Raw genomic sequence first — 14991 nt, 5'->3', positions numbered from 1 at the left:
ATTCCGCCCCCCCGCCCCCGCCCCCCCGCCCCTGCGGGCGCGGGGCCCCCCCCCCCCCGCTTATCCGGTCGCGGGGCGCCCCGCGCCACTTCGCTTTTCGCGGGATTTCCCCGGGGTCAGCCCGCGGCCGGGTCCGGGAAGGTCTGCAGCGTCACGAAGACCACCCGGCGCGCCTCGCCGGTGCCCTCGGTGCGGATCCGCACCCGCTGGCCCGGGCGCAGCAGCCGCAGGCCTCCGGCGTCGAAGGCGGCCGCGTCGAACGGAACCGGGGTCCCGTCGTCGAGCAGCACGGAGCCGGCCCGGGTGGCGGGGTCGAAGGTGAACGCGGTGGCCTGCATGGCAGCAGCATAGCGAGGGCCGCCGACAGCGCCGGGCGCCGTCTCAGCGCGGCCGCGGCAGATAGCCGAGCCGGACGGCCAGGGTGCGGGTGTGCGGGCCGACCCCGAGCGCCAGCGCCTCGGCCAGGTCCTCCCCGGTGTCGACGTCCCGGCGGACCGACTGCACGTCGGGCAGCCGCAGTTCGCGGGCGCCGCCGGCCGCGTGCCGGGCGCGCGAGCCGTCCCCGAACGCGGGAGCGAGCGCGCTGCCCGGGGTGCAGGCCAGCAGGGTGGTGCCCAGCCCCGGGGCGTCCGGCAGGAAGGCCCGGCCGGTCGCGGGCACCGCGCCGAGCACCCGTCCGAGCTCGGTCGGCCGCAGCGCCGGCAGGTCCGCCGAGAGCGCGGCCAACGGCGCGCGGGGCGCGAGGACCAGCGCGGCCGCCGCGCCGTGCGCCAGTGCCTCGTTGAGCCCGTCGCCGGGTTCGTCGTCGACCACCACGGCGCCGAGCGCGGCCACCCGCGCGCCGGCCGCGGCGTCGCGGGTGACCACCAGCACCCGGTCGACCCCGGGCGCGGCCAGCGCGGCGGAGACGGTGTCCAGGGCGAAGGAGAGTGCGAGGTCCGGGCGGTGCGGGCCGGCGAACGGGGCCAGCCGGGACTTGGCCCGGGCCAGTGGCTTGAGCGGCAGCACCAGCGACCACCCGGCGGCGGGTGCGGCGGGCGCGACGGGCTCGCTGGGGCGTACGGTGTCCTGGGTCATCGGCGTCATTGTGACGCTGGTCCCGGAGCCCTCGCCAGACCGTCCGAGCTGTGCGGACGTGCGTTTGATCACGCCCGTGCGACGGGCGGGCGGGGTTGCTCGACAGCCGGTGAGCCGTCGGGCGAGACTGTTCCGCGCCCGTGCCCCGAGAGGTCGCGGAAAGCGCGATCGACCGCGGCACCCCAGCGTGCCGCACGGATGAGGAGGACCTGGGGTGGCCCGCCGCTCGTACGCCAGCTTCGGCAACGCCGACTACGGCTTCTGGTACCGCTTCGCGGCCGTGCTGGTGAAGCCGGTGACGACCGCCCTGGTCAAGCCGGACTGGCGGGGCTGGGAGCACCTCCCGAAGGAGGGCGGCTTCATCGCCGCGGTCAACCACAACTCGATCATCGACCCCGTGGTGTACGCGCACTGGCAGTACAACAGCGGGCGGCCGCCGCGGATCCTCGGCAAGTCCTCGCTGTTCTCCGTCCCGTTCATCGGCTTCATGCTCCGCAAGACCGGCCAGATCCCGGTGTTCCGCGAGTCGACCGACGCGGCGCAGGCGTTCCGGGCGGCCATCGACGCCGTCGACCGGGGACAGTGCGTGCAGTTCTACCCGGAGGGCACGCTCACCCGGGACCCGGACCTGTGGCCGATGACCGGCAAGAGCGGTGTCGCCCGGGTGGCGCTGATGACCGGCGCGCCGGTCATCCCGGTCGCCCACTGGGGCGCCCACGAGATCATCCCGCCGTACGGCAGGGGCGGTTCGGGGAAGAGCAGGTTCAACCTCTTCCCGCGGCACCGGGTGGTCGTGGCGGCCGGCCCGCCCGTCGACCTGAGCAGGTACCGGGACCAGGAGCTGACCTCCCAGGTGCTCCGGGACGCCACCGAGGACATCATGGCGGCGATCACCGCCGTGCTGGCCGACATCCGCGGCGAGGAGCCGCCCGCCGAGCGGTACGACATGCGCGAGGCCGCCCGGAAGCGGGCCGCCGCCGCGGCGGCCCGCCGACCGGACCGGGCCCGGGGCACCGACGAGAACGGGGAGGGCGCCAAGTGACCCGCTGCGCCGTGTTCGGCACCGGCTCCTGGGGCACCGCGTTCGCGATGATCCTGGCGGACGCCGGCTGCGAGGTGACCCTCTGGGGCCGCCGCCAGGAGCTGGCGGACGCCGTCAACGCCACCCACACCAACCCGGACTACCTGCCCGGCATCCGGCTGCCCGACTCGGTCCGGGCCACCACCGACCCCGCCGAGGCACTGGCCGGCGCGGACTTCGCGGTGCTGGTGGTGCCCTCGCAGACGCTGCGCGAGAACCTGGCGGCCTGGGCGCCGCTGCTGGAGCCGCAGACCGTCCTGGTCAGCCTGATGAAGGGCATCGAACTCGGCACCGCCAAGCGGATGAGCGAGGTCGTCGCCGAGGTCGCCGGGGTCGGCCCGGAGCGGATCGCCGTGGTCAGCGGGCCGAACCTGGCCCGGGAGATCGCCAACCGGCAGCCGGCCGCCAGTGTGGTCGCCTGCACCGACGAGGCGGTCGCCAAGCGGCTCCAGGCGGCCTGCCACACGCCGTACTTCCGGCCGTACACCAACACCGACGTGATCGGCTGCGAGCTCGGCGGGGCGGTCAAGAACGTGATCGGCCTGGCGGTCGGCATGGCCGACGGCATGGGGCTGGGCGACAACACCAAGGCGACGCTGATCACCCGCGGGCTCGCCGAGACCACCCGGCTGGGACTGGCGCTCGGCGCCGACCCCTACACCTTCGCCGGGCTGGCGGGCATGGGCGACCTGGTGGCCACCTGCTCCTCGCCGCTCTCCCGCAACCACACCTTCGGCACCAACCTGGGCCGGGGCATGTCGCTGGCCGAGACCATCGCGGCCACCCGGCAGACCGCCGAGGGCGTCAAGTCCTGCGAGTCGGTGCTCGACCTGGCCCGGCGCAGCGGCGTCGACATGCCGATCGTCGAGGCGGTGGTGGACGTCGTCCACAACGGCCGGCCCACCCAGGAGGCGCTCCAGGCGCTGATGTCCCGCTCGGCCAAGCCGGAACGGCGTTAGGAGGGGCGGTCCGGGTCGGTCGCCGCCCGGCGAGGGGCCTCGGGGTACCCTTCGTCGCGATATGAGCATCGAACAGACCTCCCAGAACCCGTCCGCGAAGCCGCGGGTCGCCGTCGTGTTCGGCGGCCGCAGCTCCGAGCACGCCATCTCGGTCTCGACCGCGGGCAGCGTGCTGAAGGCGATCGACCGCGACAAGTACGAGGTGCTGCCGATCGGCATCACCCACGAGGGCCGCTGGGCGCTGGTCAGCGACGAGCCGGCCCGGATGGCCATCACCGACGGCCGGCTGCCGGACGTCGACCACGTCGCCGAGTCCACCGAGGGCCAGGTCGCGCTGCCGGTCGGCCCCGGCAGCCGCGAGGTGGTCTGGAGCGAGCCCGGCACCGCGCCCAAGGCGCTCGGCGAGGTGGACGTGGTCTTCCCGCTGCTGCACGGGCCGTGGGGCGAGGACGGCACCCTGCAGGGCCTGTTGGAGCTCTCCGGCGTGCCGTACGTCGGCAACGGCGTGCTGGCCAGCGCGGTGGGCATGGACAAGGAGTTCACCAAGCGCCTGCTGGCCTCGCACGGCCTGGGCGTCGGGCGCTACACCGTGGTCCGGCCGCGCGAGTGGGAGACCGAGGAGGGCCGCGCCGCCGTCCGCGAGCGCGCCGCGGGCCTGGGGCTGCCGCTGTTCGTGAAGCCCTGCCGGGCCGGTTCCAGCATGGGCATCACCAAGGTCAAGGACCTCTCCGACCTCGACGCCGCGATCGAGGAGGCCCGTCGGCACGACCCCAAGCTGATCATCGAGGCGGGTGTCTCCGGCCGCGAGATCGAGTGCGCGGTGCTGGAGGGCGAGGACGGCCCGCGGGCCAGTGTCCCGGCCGAGATCCTGGTCGGCGGGGGCTACGAGTTCTACGACTTCGAGGCCAAGTACATCGACTCCTCCGAGGTCCGGATCCCGGCCGAGCTCTCCGCCGAGGAGACCGCCGAGATCCGTCGGCAGGCGATCGCCGCGTTCGAGGCGCTCGGCTGCGAGGGCCTGGCCCGGGTCGACTTCTTCCTGCTGGACGACGGCGGCTGGATGGTCAACGAGGTCAACACCATGCCCGGCTTCACCCCGATCTCGGCCTACCCGAAGATGTGGGAGGCCACCGGGCTGTCCTACCCGGAGCTGATCGACCGGCTGCTCCAGGCGGCGCTGCGCCGCTCGACCGGCCTGCGGTAACCGCGCGAACCGACGGAGGGCGGCCCCGGAACCCCGGGGCCGCCCTCCGCGTGCGACGGACCTTAGGGGATGGCGGCCTTGACCACGTCGGAGAGCGCGGCGGCGGCGTCCAGCGGGTTGCCGGTGGCCCCGCCGGGGACGGTCACCTCGACGAAGGTGGCGCGCTGGGTGGCGGTGAACCGGTAGCCGCCGTCGCCGAGCTCCTCCGGCCACCAGGTGACGTCGTTGACCGTCGGCGAGATCTCCTTCTGCTTCTCGTCGACCAGTCCTTCGGGGTGCGGCACGCCGCAGCGCAGCACGATGCGCGGCGAGGAGTCCCAGGCGGCGACGTACGGGGAGGCCGGGGAGGGGTCCTTGCGGGCGTGCCCCAGCAGCTGCTGGGGCAGGGCGGCGGCGAGCGCCCGGCAGTACTCGGCCGCCTTGCCGCGCGGTTCGGGCGTCTCGACCTTGGCCTCGACCGGTTCGCTCCAGCTGCCGATCAGGACCACGACGGTGCAGGCGAGCGCGGTCGGCACCGCCAGCCACCGGACGGGGGCCGGCAGTGCCGCGAGGAAGCGGGGGGCTCGGAATTCTCGGGTCACCCGCCGATGGTATGCGCGCCTTACAGGTGCACGACGGGACAGGTGAGGGTGCGGGTGATGCCCTCGACCTGTTGGACCTTCGCGACCACCAGGCGGCCCAGGGCGTCCACGGTGTCCGCCTCGGCCCGGACGATCACGTCGTACGGGCCGGTGACGTCCTCGGCCTGGATGACTCCGGGGATCTTGGCAATGGACTCGGCGACGGCGCTGGCCTTGCCGACCTCGGTCTGAATCAGGATGTAGGCCTGTACCACGGGGACCTCCCGGCGGCTGGGTACGGGGATCACCGCCGTGACCGCCCGCTCGGGCGTCGGGTGGGAGAACGGGGCTCACGGCAGACTGATCACCACGCTACCTCCCGGCGGGCCGGGGAGGGGAGACCTCTGCGCCGTCGGAGGGCGTACGCTGCGCGCGGAGGCGGCATGGCCGCAGGACGTACGCGCCCGGCCGGGCGCAACCGAGAGGACGGCAGATGCAGGGGACCGTGGGCGAGCTCGGCGAGTTCGGACTCATCAGGGAGCTGACCGCCCGGGTACCGCTCACCGACGCGGTCGACCTCGGCCCGGGTGACGACGCGGCCGTGGTGAAGGCCCCGGACGGCCGGGTGGTGGCCACCACGGACGTGCTGATCGAGAACCGGCACTTCCGCCGGGACTGGTCCACCGCCTACGACGTGGGGCGCAAGGCGGCCGCGCAGAACCTCGCCGACGTGGCCGCGATGGGCGCGGTGCCGACGGCGCTCCTGCTCGGCCTGGTCGCGCCGGCGGACCTGCCGACCACCTGGGCCACCGAACTGATGGACGGGCTGCGGGACGAGTGCCAGGTGGCCGGCGCGACGGTGGTCGGCGGTGACGTGGTGCGCGGCGACACCATCACGCTGGCCATCACGGCGCTCGGGGACCTTCAGGGGCGCGCGCCGGTGACGCGCGCCGGTGCCCAGGTGGGCGACGTGGTCGCGGTCACCGGCTGGCTCGGCTGGTCGGCGGCCGGCCTGACGGTGCTGCAGCGCGGCTTCCGCTCGCCGCGGGCCTTCGTCGAGGCGCACCGCCGCCCGGAGCCGCCGTACCACGCGGGGCCGGCCGGGGCGGAGCTCGGCGCCACCGCGATGATCGACGTGAGCGACGGACTGGTCGCCGACCTCGGTCACGTGGCCGGGGCGAGCGGGGTGGACATCGACCTGCGGGCGGCCGACTTCGACGTTCCGGCGCAGATGGCGGACATCGGCCAGGCGGTCGGGGTGGACCCGCTGGTCTGGGTGCTGTCCGGCGGCGAGGACCACGCGATCGCCGCGACCTTTCCGCGCGGGGTCCAACTGCCCGCCCGCTGGCGGGTGGTGGGCGAGGTCGTCGGCCGGGCCCGGGCGGCCCGCGGCGGCCGGGTGACGGTGGACGGCGAGGCCTGGGACCGGGTCGGCGGCTGGGACCACTTCGCGGAGTGACAACCGGCCCGCGCCGGGCGGCGGTTGGCGTCCGCCCGGCGCGGGCGGACGGCAGCGGGGGGAGGGCGGCCGGAGGGCGCGCGGCGGGGACGCGCGCCGCTCCCGGTGCGGCGCGCGGCGGGACCTCCGGGCGGGGGAGTGCGTAGGCTTGGCCCACAGCCCGGCCGCCCGTCATTCGCACGGGTGGTCTGGACCACTGTGGTCTGAACCACTTCGAGCGGGAGAGTCCACCACCATGCGAATCGGAGTCCTGACCAGCGGCGGCGACTGCCCCGGCCTGAACGCGGTGATCCGTTCCGTGGTGCACCGGGGCACCGATGTGCACGGCGACGAGATCCTCGGCATCGAGGACGGCTTCCTCGGCCTCATCGAGGGCCGCACCCGCCCGGTCTCGCACGACGACGTCACCGGCCTGCTGACCCTCGGCGGCACCATCCTCGGCTCCGCCCGGGTGCAGCGCGACCGGATCCAGTGGGCGGTGGACAACGCCAAGACCCTCGCCCGGGACATCGGCATCGACGCGCTGATCGCCATCGGCGGCGAGGGCACCCTCACCGCCGCCCGGATGTTCAGCGAGGCCGGACTGCCGGTGGTCGGCGTCCCGAAGACCATCGACAACGACATCGACGCCACCGACGTCACCTTCGGCTTCGACACCGCGGTGCACGTCGCCACCGAGGCGATCGACCGGCTCAAGACCACCGCCGAGTCCCACCAGCGGGTCATGGTGGTGGAGTTGATGGGACGGCACACCGGCTGGATCACCCTCACCGCCGGCATGGCGGGCGGTGCGCACGGCATCCTGATCCCGGAGAAGCCGTTCGACATCGAGGCGGTGGCCCGGATGGTCGAGGACCGCTTCGCCCGCGGCAAGAAGTTCGCCATCATCGCCGTCGCCGAGGGGGCCTCCCCGACGCCCGGCACCATGCGCTTCGACCACGGCGAGGTCGACCGCTTCGGGCACCGGACCTTCGGCGGGATCGGCAACCGGCTCGCCCACGAGCTGGAGAACCTGCTCGGCAAGGAGGCCCGCCCGGTCATCCTCGGCCACGTCCAGCGCGGCGGCACCCCCACCGCCCGGGACCGGGTGCTCGCCACCCGGTTCGGCTGGCACGCCGTGGAGGCCGTCCACCAGGGTGCCTTCGGCCACTTCACCGCGCTGCGCCGCAACGACATCCGGCTGGTGCCGATCGCCGACGCGGTGACCCGGCTCAAGACCGTCCCCGAGGACCGCTGGGCGGAGTCCGAGGCGGTGCTGTGACCGCGTAGGTTGGGCGCATGTCTTCCACCGCACCTCCCCGCGTTCTCACGGTCGCCGGCTCGGACTCCGGCGGCGGCGCCGGCATCCAGGCCGACCTCAAGGCGATGCTCGCCCTCGGCGTGCACGGCATGAGCGTGATCACCGCCGTCACCGCGCAGAACTCGCTCGGCGTCCAGGGCTACTGGGAGCTGCCCGCCGAGGCGGTCCGCGCCCAGTTCCGCAGCGTGGCCGACGACATCGGCGTCCAGGCCGTGAAGACCGGCATGCTCGCCTCGATCGAGCTGGTCGAAACGGTCTCCGAGCTGCTGGCCGGCGTCGACGCGCCGGTCGTGGTCGACCCGGTCGGCGTCTCCAAGCACGGCGACGCGCTGCTCGCCGCCGAGGCCGTCGCCACCGTCCGGGAGAGGCTGCTGCCGGTCGCCACCCTCGCCACGCCCAACCTGCACGAGGTGACGCAGCTCACCGGGCGGGTGGTCGAGGACGAGGCGCAGATGGTGGACGCGGCCAAGGCGCTGCTCGACCTCGGGCCGCGCTGGGTGCTGGTCAAGGGCGGGCACCTGCCCGGCGAGGCGGCCGACCTGCTGTACGGCGGGGCGGGCGAGGAGCACTGGTACCGGGCGCCGCGCTACGACAACCGGCACACCCACGGCACCGGCTGCACGCTGGCCAGCGCGATCGCCGCCGGCCTGGCCAAGGGCGAGGAGCTGCCCGCGGCGGTGGCCTCGGCGAAGGAGTACATCACCGGCGCGATCGCCGGCGGCTTCGCGCTGGGCGCGGGCATCGGACCGGTCGACCACGCCTGGCGCTGGCGCTGAGGGACGGCGCCCGAAACGCCTGTGGGCGGGCCCGAGGGCCCGCCCACAAAAGGTCGATCGCATGCCGGAACAACAGAAAGCCGGTTCACCCGAGGATGAACCGACTCACTGGAGGACCGGCATACCGGTCTGCGCGTCAGCGCGAGACCTTACCGGCCTTGATGCACGAGGTGCAGACGTTGAGCCGCTTCGGCGTCCGCCCAACCACAGCGCGCACCGTCTGGATGTTGGGGTTCCAGCGACGGGGGGTACGGCGGTGCGAGTGGGAGATGCTGTTGCCGAAGCCCGGCCCCTTGCCGCAGACGTCGCAGTTGGCAGCCACAGGAGTCACTCCAAGACTTCAGATCATTTACATGAGACAACCCCGCCAGACCAGCGGAGCACTCACGTGAACCGAACCGGACCAAGGGGTGAGCCTGAACCTGTTCCAGGCAACCGGAAGAGCATACAACGCTTGCTTCCGTTCAACGAAACTACCATGACCGGCCGGGTGATCGCTCCGGCCGCCGTGTCCGCCGCCGCCTCCCGGCCCCCGATAACCTGCCGGTACCACCCCTCGCCGTTCACTCTCAGGCCATCACGGCGTCCCACTCCGGAGGAGACCTGGTGCTGCACACGCTCGACGCCCCGGCCGTGCGCAGCTGGTGCCAGCTGGCGCTGCGCGCGCTCGGCCAGGCCCGCGAGGAGATCGACGCACTCAACGTCTACCCGGTCCCGGACGGCGACACCGGCACCAACCTGTACCTGACCGTCGAGTCGGCCGCCGCCGAGGTGGAGAGCCGGTTCGCCGACCCGGGCCCCGGGCCGGCGCCCGGCCTGGCCGAGACCGCCCGGGCGATGGCCCGCGGCGCCCTGGTCGGCGCCCGGGGCAACTCCGGGGTGATCCTCGCCCAGTGGCTGCGCGGCACCGCCGAGAAGCTCGCCGAGGGTGGCGGCGCCGACCAGTTGCGGGCCGCCCTCCAACGGGCCTCCGACGCCGCCTACCAGGCGGTCGCCGAACCGGTCGAGGGCACTCTGCTGACCGTCGCCCGGATCGCCGCCCGGGAGGCCGGCCGGGCCGGCGACGGGCTCGGGCAGGTCGCCGAGGCCGCCTACCGGGCCGCCCGTGAGGCGCTGCGGCACACCCCCGAGCAGCTCGCCGTGCTGGCCGAGAACGGGGTGGTGGACGCCGGCGGCCGCGGCCTGGTCGCCGTCCTCGGGGCGCTCGCCGACGCGGTGGCCGGCCACCAGCCGATGGGGCCGGTCGCGCTGCGCGGCGACATCCGGCTGTCGGAGGGCTGCGAGCTGCACGTGCGGCCGCCCGGTCCCGGCCACCCGGCGTTCGAGGTGATCTACCTGCTGGACGCGCCCGACGAGGCGCTGCCCGCGCTGCGGACGCGGCTCGGCGCGCTCGGCGACTCGCTGGTGGTCGGCGGCGGCGACGGCCTGTGGAACGTGCACGTCCACGTCGACGACGCGGGCGCCGCCGTGGAGGCCGGGGTCGAGGCCGGGCGTCCGCACCAGATCCGGATCACCCACTTCGCCGAGGCCGCCGCCCGCTCCGGCGTCGCCGCCGACCGGGGCGAGCCCGAGCGGCCGGTCCGCGCGGTGCTCTCGGTGGTCTCCGGCGAGGGCCTCGCGGAACTCTGCGAGCAGGCCGGCGCGGTCGTCCTGCACGCCGAGCCCGGCCGCCCGCCGGCCAGCGCCGAACTCACCGCCGCCGTGCGCCGGGCCGCCGCCCGCGAGGTGGTGCTGCTGCTCAACGACCCCGAACTGCGGGCCGCCGCCGGCGCCGCCGCCGACCAGCTGCGCGAGGAGGGCGTGCGGATCGCCGTGCTCCCCACCCGCTCGCCGGTCCAGGGCCTGGCCGCGCTCGCGGTGCACGAGGCCGGGCGGCGCTTCGACGAGGACGTGGTCGCCATGACCTCGGCGGCCGGCGCCACCCGGTACGCCGAACTCGCCGTCGCCGAGGGCGAGTCCTGGACCATGGCCGGGGTCTGCCAGGCCGGCGACGTGCTCGGCCTGATCGACGGCGACGTCGCGGTGATCGGCGCGGGCCTGGCCGAGGTCGGCACGAGCGTGCTGGACCGGATGCTCGGCGGGGGCGGCGAGCTGGTCACCCTGATCCTCGGCGAGGGCGCCCCCGAGGGCCTCGCCGAGGGCCTCGTCGCACACGCCCGGCACAGCCGGCCCGAGGTGGACGCGGTGGTCTTCCACGGCGGCCAGGAGTCGGCGCCGCTGCTGATCGGCGTGGAGTGAGCGCCCGGACTGTCGGCCCGGTGGTGTAAACAGGGCCTTGATGGGCGCTCTCGATGAACCACTGACCAAGCTCGTCGGCGACCGGACCGCCAAGGTGCTCGCCGACAGCCTCAAGCTGCGCACGGTCGGCGACCTGCTGCACCACTATCCGCGCCGCTACGTCGAACGCGGCCAGCTCACCAGCCTGGACGAGCTGGAGATCGACGAGCACGTCACCGTGCTGGCCCGGATCGAGAAGGTCACCCTGATCCCGTTCCGCGGCCGCAAGGGCGACCGGCTGGAGGTGGTGGTCACCGACGACCGCAGCCGGCTCTCGCTGGTCTTCTTCAACCAGGGCTGGCGGCAGAAGGAGCTGCGGCCGGGGACGCAGGGACTGTTCGCGGGCAAGGTCGGGGTGTTCAACCGCACCCGCCAACTGGCCTCCCCCGACTACCAGCTGCTCGACGACGCGGACGGCGCCGGCGCCGCCGCCCAGTTCGCCGGACGGCTGATCCCGGTCTACCCGGCCAGCGCCCAGATGCCCAGCTGGAAGCTCTCGCTCTGCGTGGAGACGGCGCTCACCAAGCACCTGTCCGACGTCGGCGAGCCGCTGCCCGCCGAACTGCGCGAGCGCCACGGGCTGATCCCGCTGCCCGAGGCGCTCGAACTGATCCACCGCCCGCGCGGCCAGGCCGACCGCGAGCGCGCCCAGGAGCGGCTGCGCTGGGACGAGGCGTTCGTCCTGCAGGTCGCCCTCGCCCAGCGCCGGGCCGCCGACTCCGCCCTGTCCGCCAAGCCGCGCGAGGCCCGCCCGGGCGGGCTGCTGGACGCCTTCGACGCCCGGCTCCCGTTCACCCTCACCGACGGCCAGCGGAAGGTCTCCGCCGAGATCGCCGCCGACCTCGCGAGCGACCACCCGATGCACCGGTTGCTCCAGGGCGAGGTCGGCTCCGGCAAGACCATGGTCGCGCTGCGCGCCATGCTGGCCGTGGTCGACGCCGGCGGGCAGGCGGTGCTGCTGGCACCCACCGAGGTGCTCGCCCAGCAGCACCACCGGTCGATCGTGGAGATGATGGGCGACCTCGCCGAGGGCGGCATGCTCGGCGGGGCCGACCTGGGGACGCGGGTGGTGCTGCTCACCGGCTCGATGGGCGTGCCGGCCCGGCGGCAGGCGCTGCTCGACATGGCCTGCGGGGACGCCGGCATCGCGATCGGCACCCACGCGCTGATCGAGGACAAGGTGCAGTTCCAGGACCTCGGCCTGGTGGTGGTCGACGAGCAGCACCGCTTCGGCGTCGAGCAGCGGGACGCGCTGCGCGCCAAGGGCGACCAGCCGCCGCACCTGCTGGTGATGACGGCCACCCCGATCCCGCGCACGGTCGCGATGACCGTCTTCGGGGACCTGGAGACCTCCGTCCTGGACCAGCTGCCGGCCGGCCGCTCGCCGATCTCCACCCATGTCGTGCCGGCCGTCGAGAAGCCCAACTTCCTGACCCGCGCCTGGGAGCGGGTGCGCGAGGAGGTGGCCAAGGGCCACCAGGCGTACGTGGTCTGCCCGCGGATCGGGGACGAGGACCCGGAGGAGCAGAAGGGCGCCAAGGGCGCGAAGCGCAAGCGCCGCGCCGAGGACCTCGAAGAGCTGCTCGACGACGCGCCCGACGAGGGCGCGGCGGCCGAGGGCGACCGGCGGCCCCCGCTGTCGGTCGTGGAGACCGCCGGGAAGCTGACCGCCGGCCCGCTGGCCGGGCTGCGGGTGGAGATCCTGCACGGGCGCCTCGCCCCGGAGGCCAAGGACGAGGTGATGCGCCGGTTCGCGGCCGGCGAGGTGGACGTGCTGGTCGCCACCACGGTGATCGAGGTCGGCGTCAACGTGCCGAACTCCACCGCGATGGTGATCATGGACGCCGACCGGTTCGGCGTCTCCCAGCTCCACCAGCTGCGCGGCCGGGTCGGCCGCGGCTCCGCCCCCGGGCTCTGCCTGCTGGTCACCGACATGCCGGCGGCCAGTGCCGCCCGCGCCCGGCTGGACGCGGTGGCGGGCACCCTGGACGGCTTCCAGCTGTCCCGGATCGACCTCGAACAGCGCCGTGAGGGCGATGTCCTCGGCCAGGCGCAGTCCGGGGTGAAGTCCTCGCTCAAGGTGCTCTCGGTGCTGGAGGACGAGGAGGTCATCGTCACCGCCCGGGCCGAGGCCACCCGGCTGGTCGCCGAGGACCCGGACCTCGCCGCCCACCCGGACCTGCGCACCGCGCTGGAGAGCCTGCTCGACGAGGACCGCGCGGCCTACATGGAGAAGGGCTGACGGCCCCTGCGCGGACCCCGGATTGTCAGATCCCCGGGAGAGAATGAAGGTGTTCAGGGCGCACCCCCAAGGTGCGTTCCTGGCACGACACTTGGGGGTTTAGCCATGGCATTCCGTCATCTCAACGAGCTCCCGCTGGGCGACAAGGTCTTCCGGATCGAACTCGCCAGCGACGACGACCGCGAGGTCACCCTCACCCTCACCGGCTGGCGCGAGGGGGCGGCGGCCGCCCCGCTCGCCTCCGGCAAGCTGCGGCTGCCGGTCGAGGACGTCGCCTCGCTGCGGATCGCGCTCAACCGCGCGCTCCGGGCCCTGGCGATCGTCGCCGACGTCTCCGAGCCCATCCCCGACCGCGACGTGCTGCGCGAGCTCTACCCCGGCCACGGCGCCCCCTGGGTGCCGCAGCACGAGGAGGAGCTGGTCCGGCGCTTCCACGAGGGCGAGACCGTCGCCCGGATCGCCGCCCGCTTCGGCCGCACGCCCGACTCCGTCCGCACCAAGCTGCGCGAGCTCGGCCACGACCCGCGCCGCCCCGAGTACTGCCCGCCCGACGGCTGCCTCTCCTGGTCCCGCTACGCCTCGCCGTCGCTGCTCGGCGCGGCCGTCCCGCCCCAGCCGGCCGGTTCCGAGGCGAGCTGATCACCTGAGTGCGTGAGCGCGGCCCCCGCCGGGCGGACCGGCGGGGGCCGCGGCCGTATAGCGTGGTCGGGCAGCGACGAAAGGACCTCCCACCACCATGACCCGCGTGATCGCCGGGGCGGCCGGAGGCCGCCGGCTGGCCGTACCGCCCGGCCGGGGCACCCGCCCGACCTCCGACAAGGCCCGCGAGGCGATGTTCTCGACCCTGGAGGCGCTGCGCGGCACCCCGCTGCACGGCGCCCGGATGCTGGACCTGTTCGGCGGATCGGGCGCGGTCGGCCTGGAGGCGCTCTCGCGCGGGGCCGCGCACGTGCTGCTGGTCGAGGCGGACGCCCAGGCGGCCCGCGTGATCCGGGAGAACGTGCGGACGATCGGCCTGCCGGGCGCGCTGGTGCAGGCCGCCCGGGCGGAGAAGGTGATCGCCGGGCCCGCCCCGGAGGCCCCGTACGACCTGGCCTTCCTCGACCCGCCGTACGTGGTCACCGACGACGAGGTGCGCGAGATGCTGATCACACTCCTCGCCGGGGGCTGGCTCGCGGAGGACGCACTCGTCACCGTGGAGCGCAGCACCCGCGGCGGAGAGTTCGGCTGGCCGGAGGGCTTCGAGGTGCTGCGCTCCCGCCGCTACGGCGAGGGCACGCTCTGGTACGGTCGCGCCGCCGCCGAGACCCGCCACCACCCCTAGCGGGCCCGGGCCCGCAGGATTCCCGCCACCCACGAGGGAGCACACACGCCATGCGCCGCGCCGTCTGCCCCGGGTCCTTCGACCCGATCACCAACGGTCACCTCGACATCATCGAGCGGGCCTCGAAGCTGTACGACGTGCTGCACGTCGCGGTCCTGATCAACCGCAACAAGCAGGGCATGTTCAGCGTCGAGGAGCGGATCGAGCTGATCGAGGAGAGCACCGCCCGGTACGGCAACGTGGTGGTCGAGTCGCACCTCGGCCTGCTGGTGGACTTCTGCCGCGAGCGGGACATCCCGGCGATCATCAAGGGACTGCGGGCGGTCAGCGACTTCGACTACGAGCTGCAGATGGCCCAGATGAACCACGGGCTGAGCGGCGTCGACACGCTCTTCGTGCCGACCTCGCCGACGTACAGCTTCCTCTCCTCGACGCTGGTCAAGGAGGTCGCCTCGTACGGCGGCGACGTCTCGCACCTGCTGCCGGAGACGGTGCACCGCCGGCTGGTCGAGCGCATCGCCGAGCGGCGCGCCCAGCAGTAGCCCGGGCCGGGTGACCTGTCGTCCGTTTCTGCCGGTTCATCATGGTTTGTCCGAGGGGTGCGAAGGCGGCCGTCCGCAGGCGTTGTGACCGCGCCCGGGAGTGGCCGTACAGTCTGTATTCCTGCCCCGCGGTGACGTCCACCGCGCCGGGGCGCTGCCTCCGCCGGACCTCGGCGGCACACGGAAAGAC

At 74.2% G+C, this 14991-nt stretch carries 16 protein-coding genes; 11 read left to right on the top strand and 5 right to left on the bottom strand.

Annotated elements, in window-relative coordinates; all coding sequences use genetic code 11:
* Positions 1 to 116: 116 nt before the first annotated feature.
* Both ACFVFS_RS30855 and cofC read right to left on the bottom strand, forming a co-directional pair.
* Positions 117 to 338, bottom strand: a complete 222-nt coding sequence (locus ACFVFS_RS30855; RefSeq protein ID WP_371517044.1) for a hypothetical protein — start codon at positions 336 to 338, stop codon at positions 117 to 119.
* Between the two features lie 43 nt (positions 339 to 381).
* Positions 382 to 1077 carry a 2-phospho-L-lactate guanylyltransferase gene (gene cofC / locus ACFVFS_RS30850; RefSeq protein WP_380628112.1) on the bottom strand — a complete coding sequence of 232 codons (696 nt, stop codon included), beginning with the start codon at positions 1075 to 1077 and terminating at the stop codon, positions 382 to 384.
* A 214-nt stretch (positions 1078 to 1291) separates the two neighbouring features.
* Between cofC and ACFVFS_RS30845 the strand changes: the two genes are divergently transcribed.
* From ACFVFS_RS30845 to ACFVFS_RS30835, 3 genes are all read left to right on the top strand, one after another.
* Positions 1292 to 2119, top strand: a complete 828-nt coding sequence (locus tag ACFVFS_RS30845) for a lysophospholipid acyltransferase family protein (protein WP_380628111.1) — start codon at positions 1292 to 1294, stop codon at positions 2117 to 2119.
* Positions 2116 to 3117 (top strand): NAD(P)H-dependent glycerol-3-phosphate dehydrogenase, encoded by a 1002-nt coding sequence (locus ACFVFS_RS30840; protein WP_380628110.1) that lies wholly within the window; start codon positions 2116 to 2118, stop codon positions 3115 to 3117. The genes ACFVFS_RS30845 and ACFVFS_RS30840 overlap by 4 nt, the downstream gene beginning before the upstream one ends.
* Before the next feature lie 61 nt (positions 3118 to 3178).
* A complete protein-coding gene (locus ACFVFS_RS30835) occupies positions 3179 to 4321 on the top strand; it encodes a D-alanine--D-alanine ligase family protein (RefSeq protein ID WP_380628109.1) in 1143 nt (380 codons plus the stop codon).
* A gap of 62 nt (positions 4322 to 4383) precedes the next feature.
* Here ACFVFS_RS30835 and ACFVFS_RS30830 read toward each other — a convergent pair whose 3' ends face one another.
* Both ACFVFS_RS30830 and ACFVFS_RS30825 read right to left on the bottom strand, forming a co-directional pair.
* The gene (locus ACFVFS_RS30830; RefSeq protein WP_380628108.1) at positions 4384 to 4902 is read right to left on the bottom strand and encodes a DUF3515 domain-containing protein; all 519 of its coding nucleotides are present in this window, start codon (positions 4900 to 4902) and stop codon (positions 4384 to 4386) included.
* A gap of 20 nt (positions 4903 to 4922) precedes the next feature.
* Complete coding sequence (locus ACFVFS_RS30825) at positions 4923 to 5156, bottom strand: Lrp/AsnC family transcriptional regulator (protein WP_376093679.1); 234 nt, start codon at positions 5154 to 5156, stop codon at positions 4923 to 4925.
* 218 nt (positions 5157 to 5374) lie between these two features.
* Between ACFVFS_RS30825 and ACFVFS_RS30820 the strand changes: the two genes are divergently transcribed.
* The 3 genes from ACFVFS_RS30820 to thiD all read left to right on the top strand — a co-directional run bounded on the left by ACFVFS_RS30820 (position 5375) and on the right by thiD (position 8416).
* Positions 5375 to 6340, top strand: a complete 966-nt coding sequence (locus tag ACFVFS_RS30820; protein ID WP_376093682.1) for a thiamine-phosphate kinase — start codon at positions 5375 to 5377, stop codon at positions 6338 to 6340.
* Positions 6341 to 6575: 235 nt separating this feature from the next.
* Entirely contained in the window at positions 6576 to 7601 is a 1026-nt protein-coding gene (locus ACFVFS_RS30815; RefSeq protein ID WP_380628107.1) for a 6-phosphofructokinase, read from the top strand.
* Between the two features lie 17 nt (positions 7602 to 7618).
* Positions 7619 to 8416, top strand: coding sequence for a bifunctional hydroxymethylpyrimidine kinase/phosphomethylpyrimidine kinase (gene thiD / locus ACFVFS_RS30810; RefSeq protein ID WP_376093688.1), 798 nt, complete (start codon positions 7619 to 7621; stop codon positions 8414 to 8416).
* A gap of 136 nt (positions 8417 to 8552) precedes the next feature.
* Here the strand turns inward: thiD and rpmB are convergent, their stop codons facing one another.
* Positions 8553 to 8738: a 50S ribosomal protein L28 gene (gene rpmB, locus ACFVFS_RS30805; protein ID WP_073813963.1), complete on the bottom strand. Its 186-nt coding sequence runs from the start codon at positions 8736 to 8738 to the stop codon at positions 8553 to 8555.
* Between the two features lie 284 nt (positions 8739 to 9022).
* Here rpmB and ACFVFS_RS30800 point away from each other — a divergent pair, with 284 nt between their 5' ends.
* The 5 genes from ACFVFS_RS30800 to coaD all read left to right on the top strand — a co-directional run bounded on the left by ACFVFS_RS30800 (position 9023) and on the right by coaD (position 14801).
* Positions 9023 to 10654, top strand: a complete 1632-nt coding sequence (locus tag ACFVFS_RS30800) for a DAK2 domain-containing protein (protein WP_380628106.1) — start codon at positions 9023 to 9025, stop codon at positions 10652 to 10654.
* 40 nt (positions 10655 to 10694) lie between these two features.
* Positions 10695 to 12935, top strand: a complete 2241-nt coding sequence (gene recG / locus ACFVFS_RS30795) for an ATP-dependent DNA helicase RecG (protein ID WP_380628105.1) — start codon at positions 10695 to 10697, stop codon at positions 12933 to 12935.
* A gap of 105 nt (positions 12936 to 13040) precedes the next feature.
* Positions 13041 to 13574 (top strand): hypothetical protein, encoded by a 534-nt coding sequence (locus ACFVFS_RS30790; protein ID WP_380628104.1) that lies wholly within the window; start codon positions 13041 to 13043, stop codon positions 13572 to 13574.
* A 97-nt stretch (positions 13575 to 13671) separates the two neighbouring features.
* Complete coding sequence (gene rsmD, locus ACFVFS_RS30785; protein ID WP_380628103.1) at positions 13672 to 14259, top strand: 16S rRNA (guanine(966)-N(2))-methyltransferase RsmD; 588 nt, start codon at positions 13672 to 13674, stop codon at positions 14257 to 14259.
* A gap of 50 nt (positions 14260 to 14309) precedes the next feature.
* Complete coding sequence (gene coaD, locus ACFVFS_RS30780; protein ID WP_380628102.1) at positions 14310 to 14801, top strand: pantetheine-phosphate adenylyltransferase; 492 nt, start codon at positions 14310 to 14312, stop codon at positions 14799 to 14801.
* The last annotated feature ends 190 nt before the right edge of the window (positions 14802 to 14991 follow it).

Origin of the sequence: Kitasatospora sp. NPDC057692 (assembly GCF_042799475.1) — a bacterium.
Classification (GTDB): Bacteria; Actinomycetota; Actinomycetes; order Streptomycetales; family Streptomycetaceae; genus Kitasatospora.
Note: the sequence above shows the minus strand (reverse complement) of the source record. Positions and strands in the feature narration are given on the sequence as shown.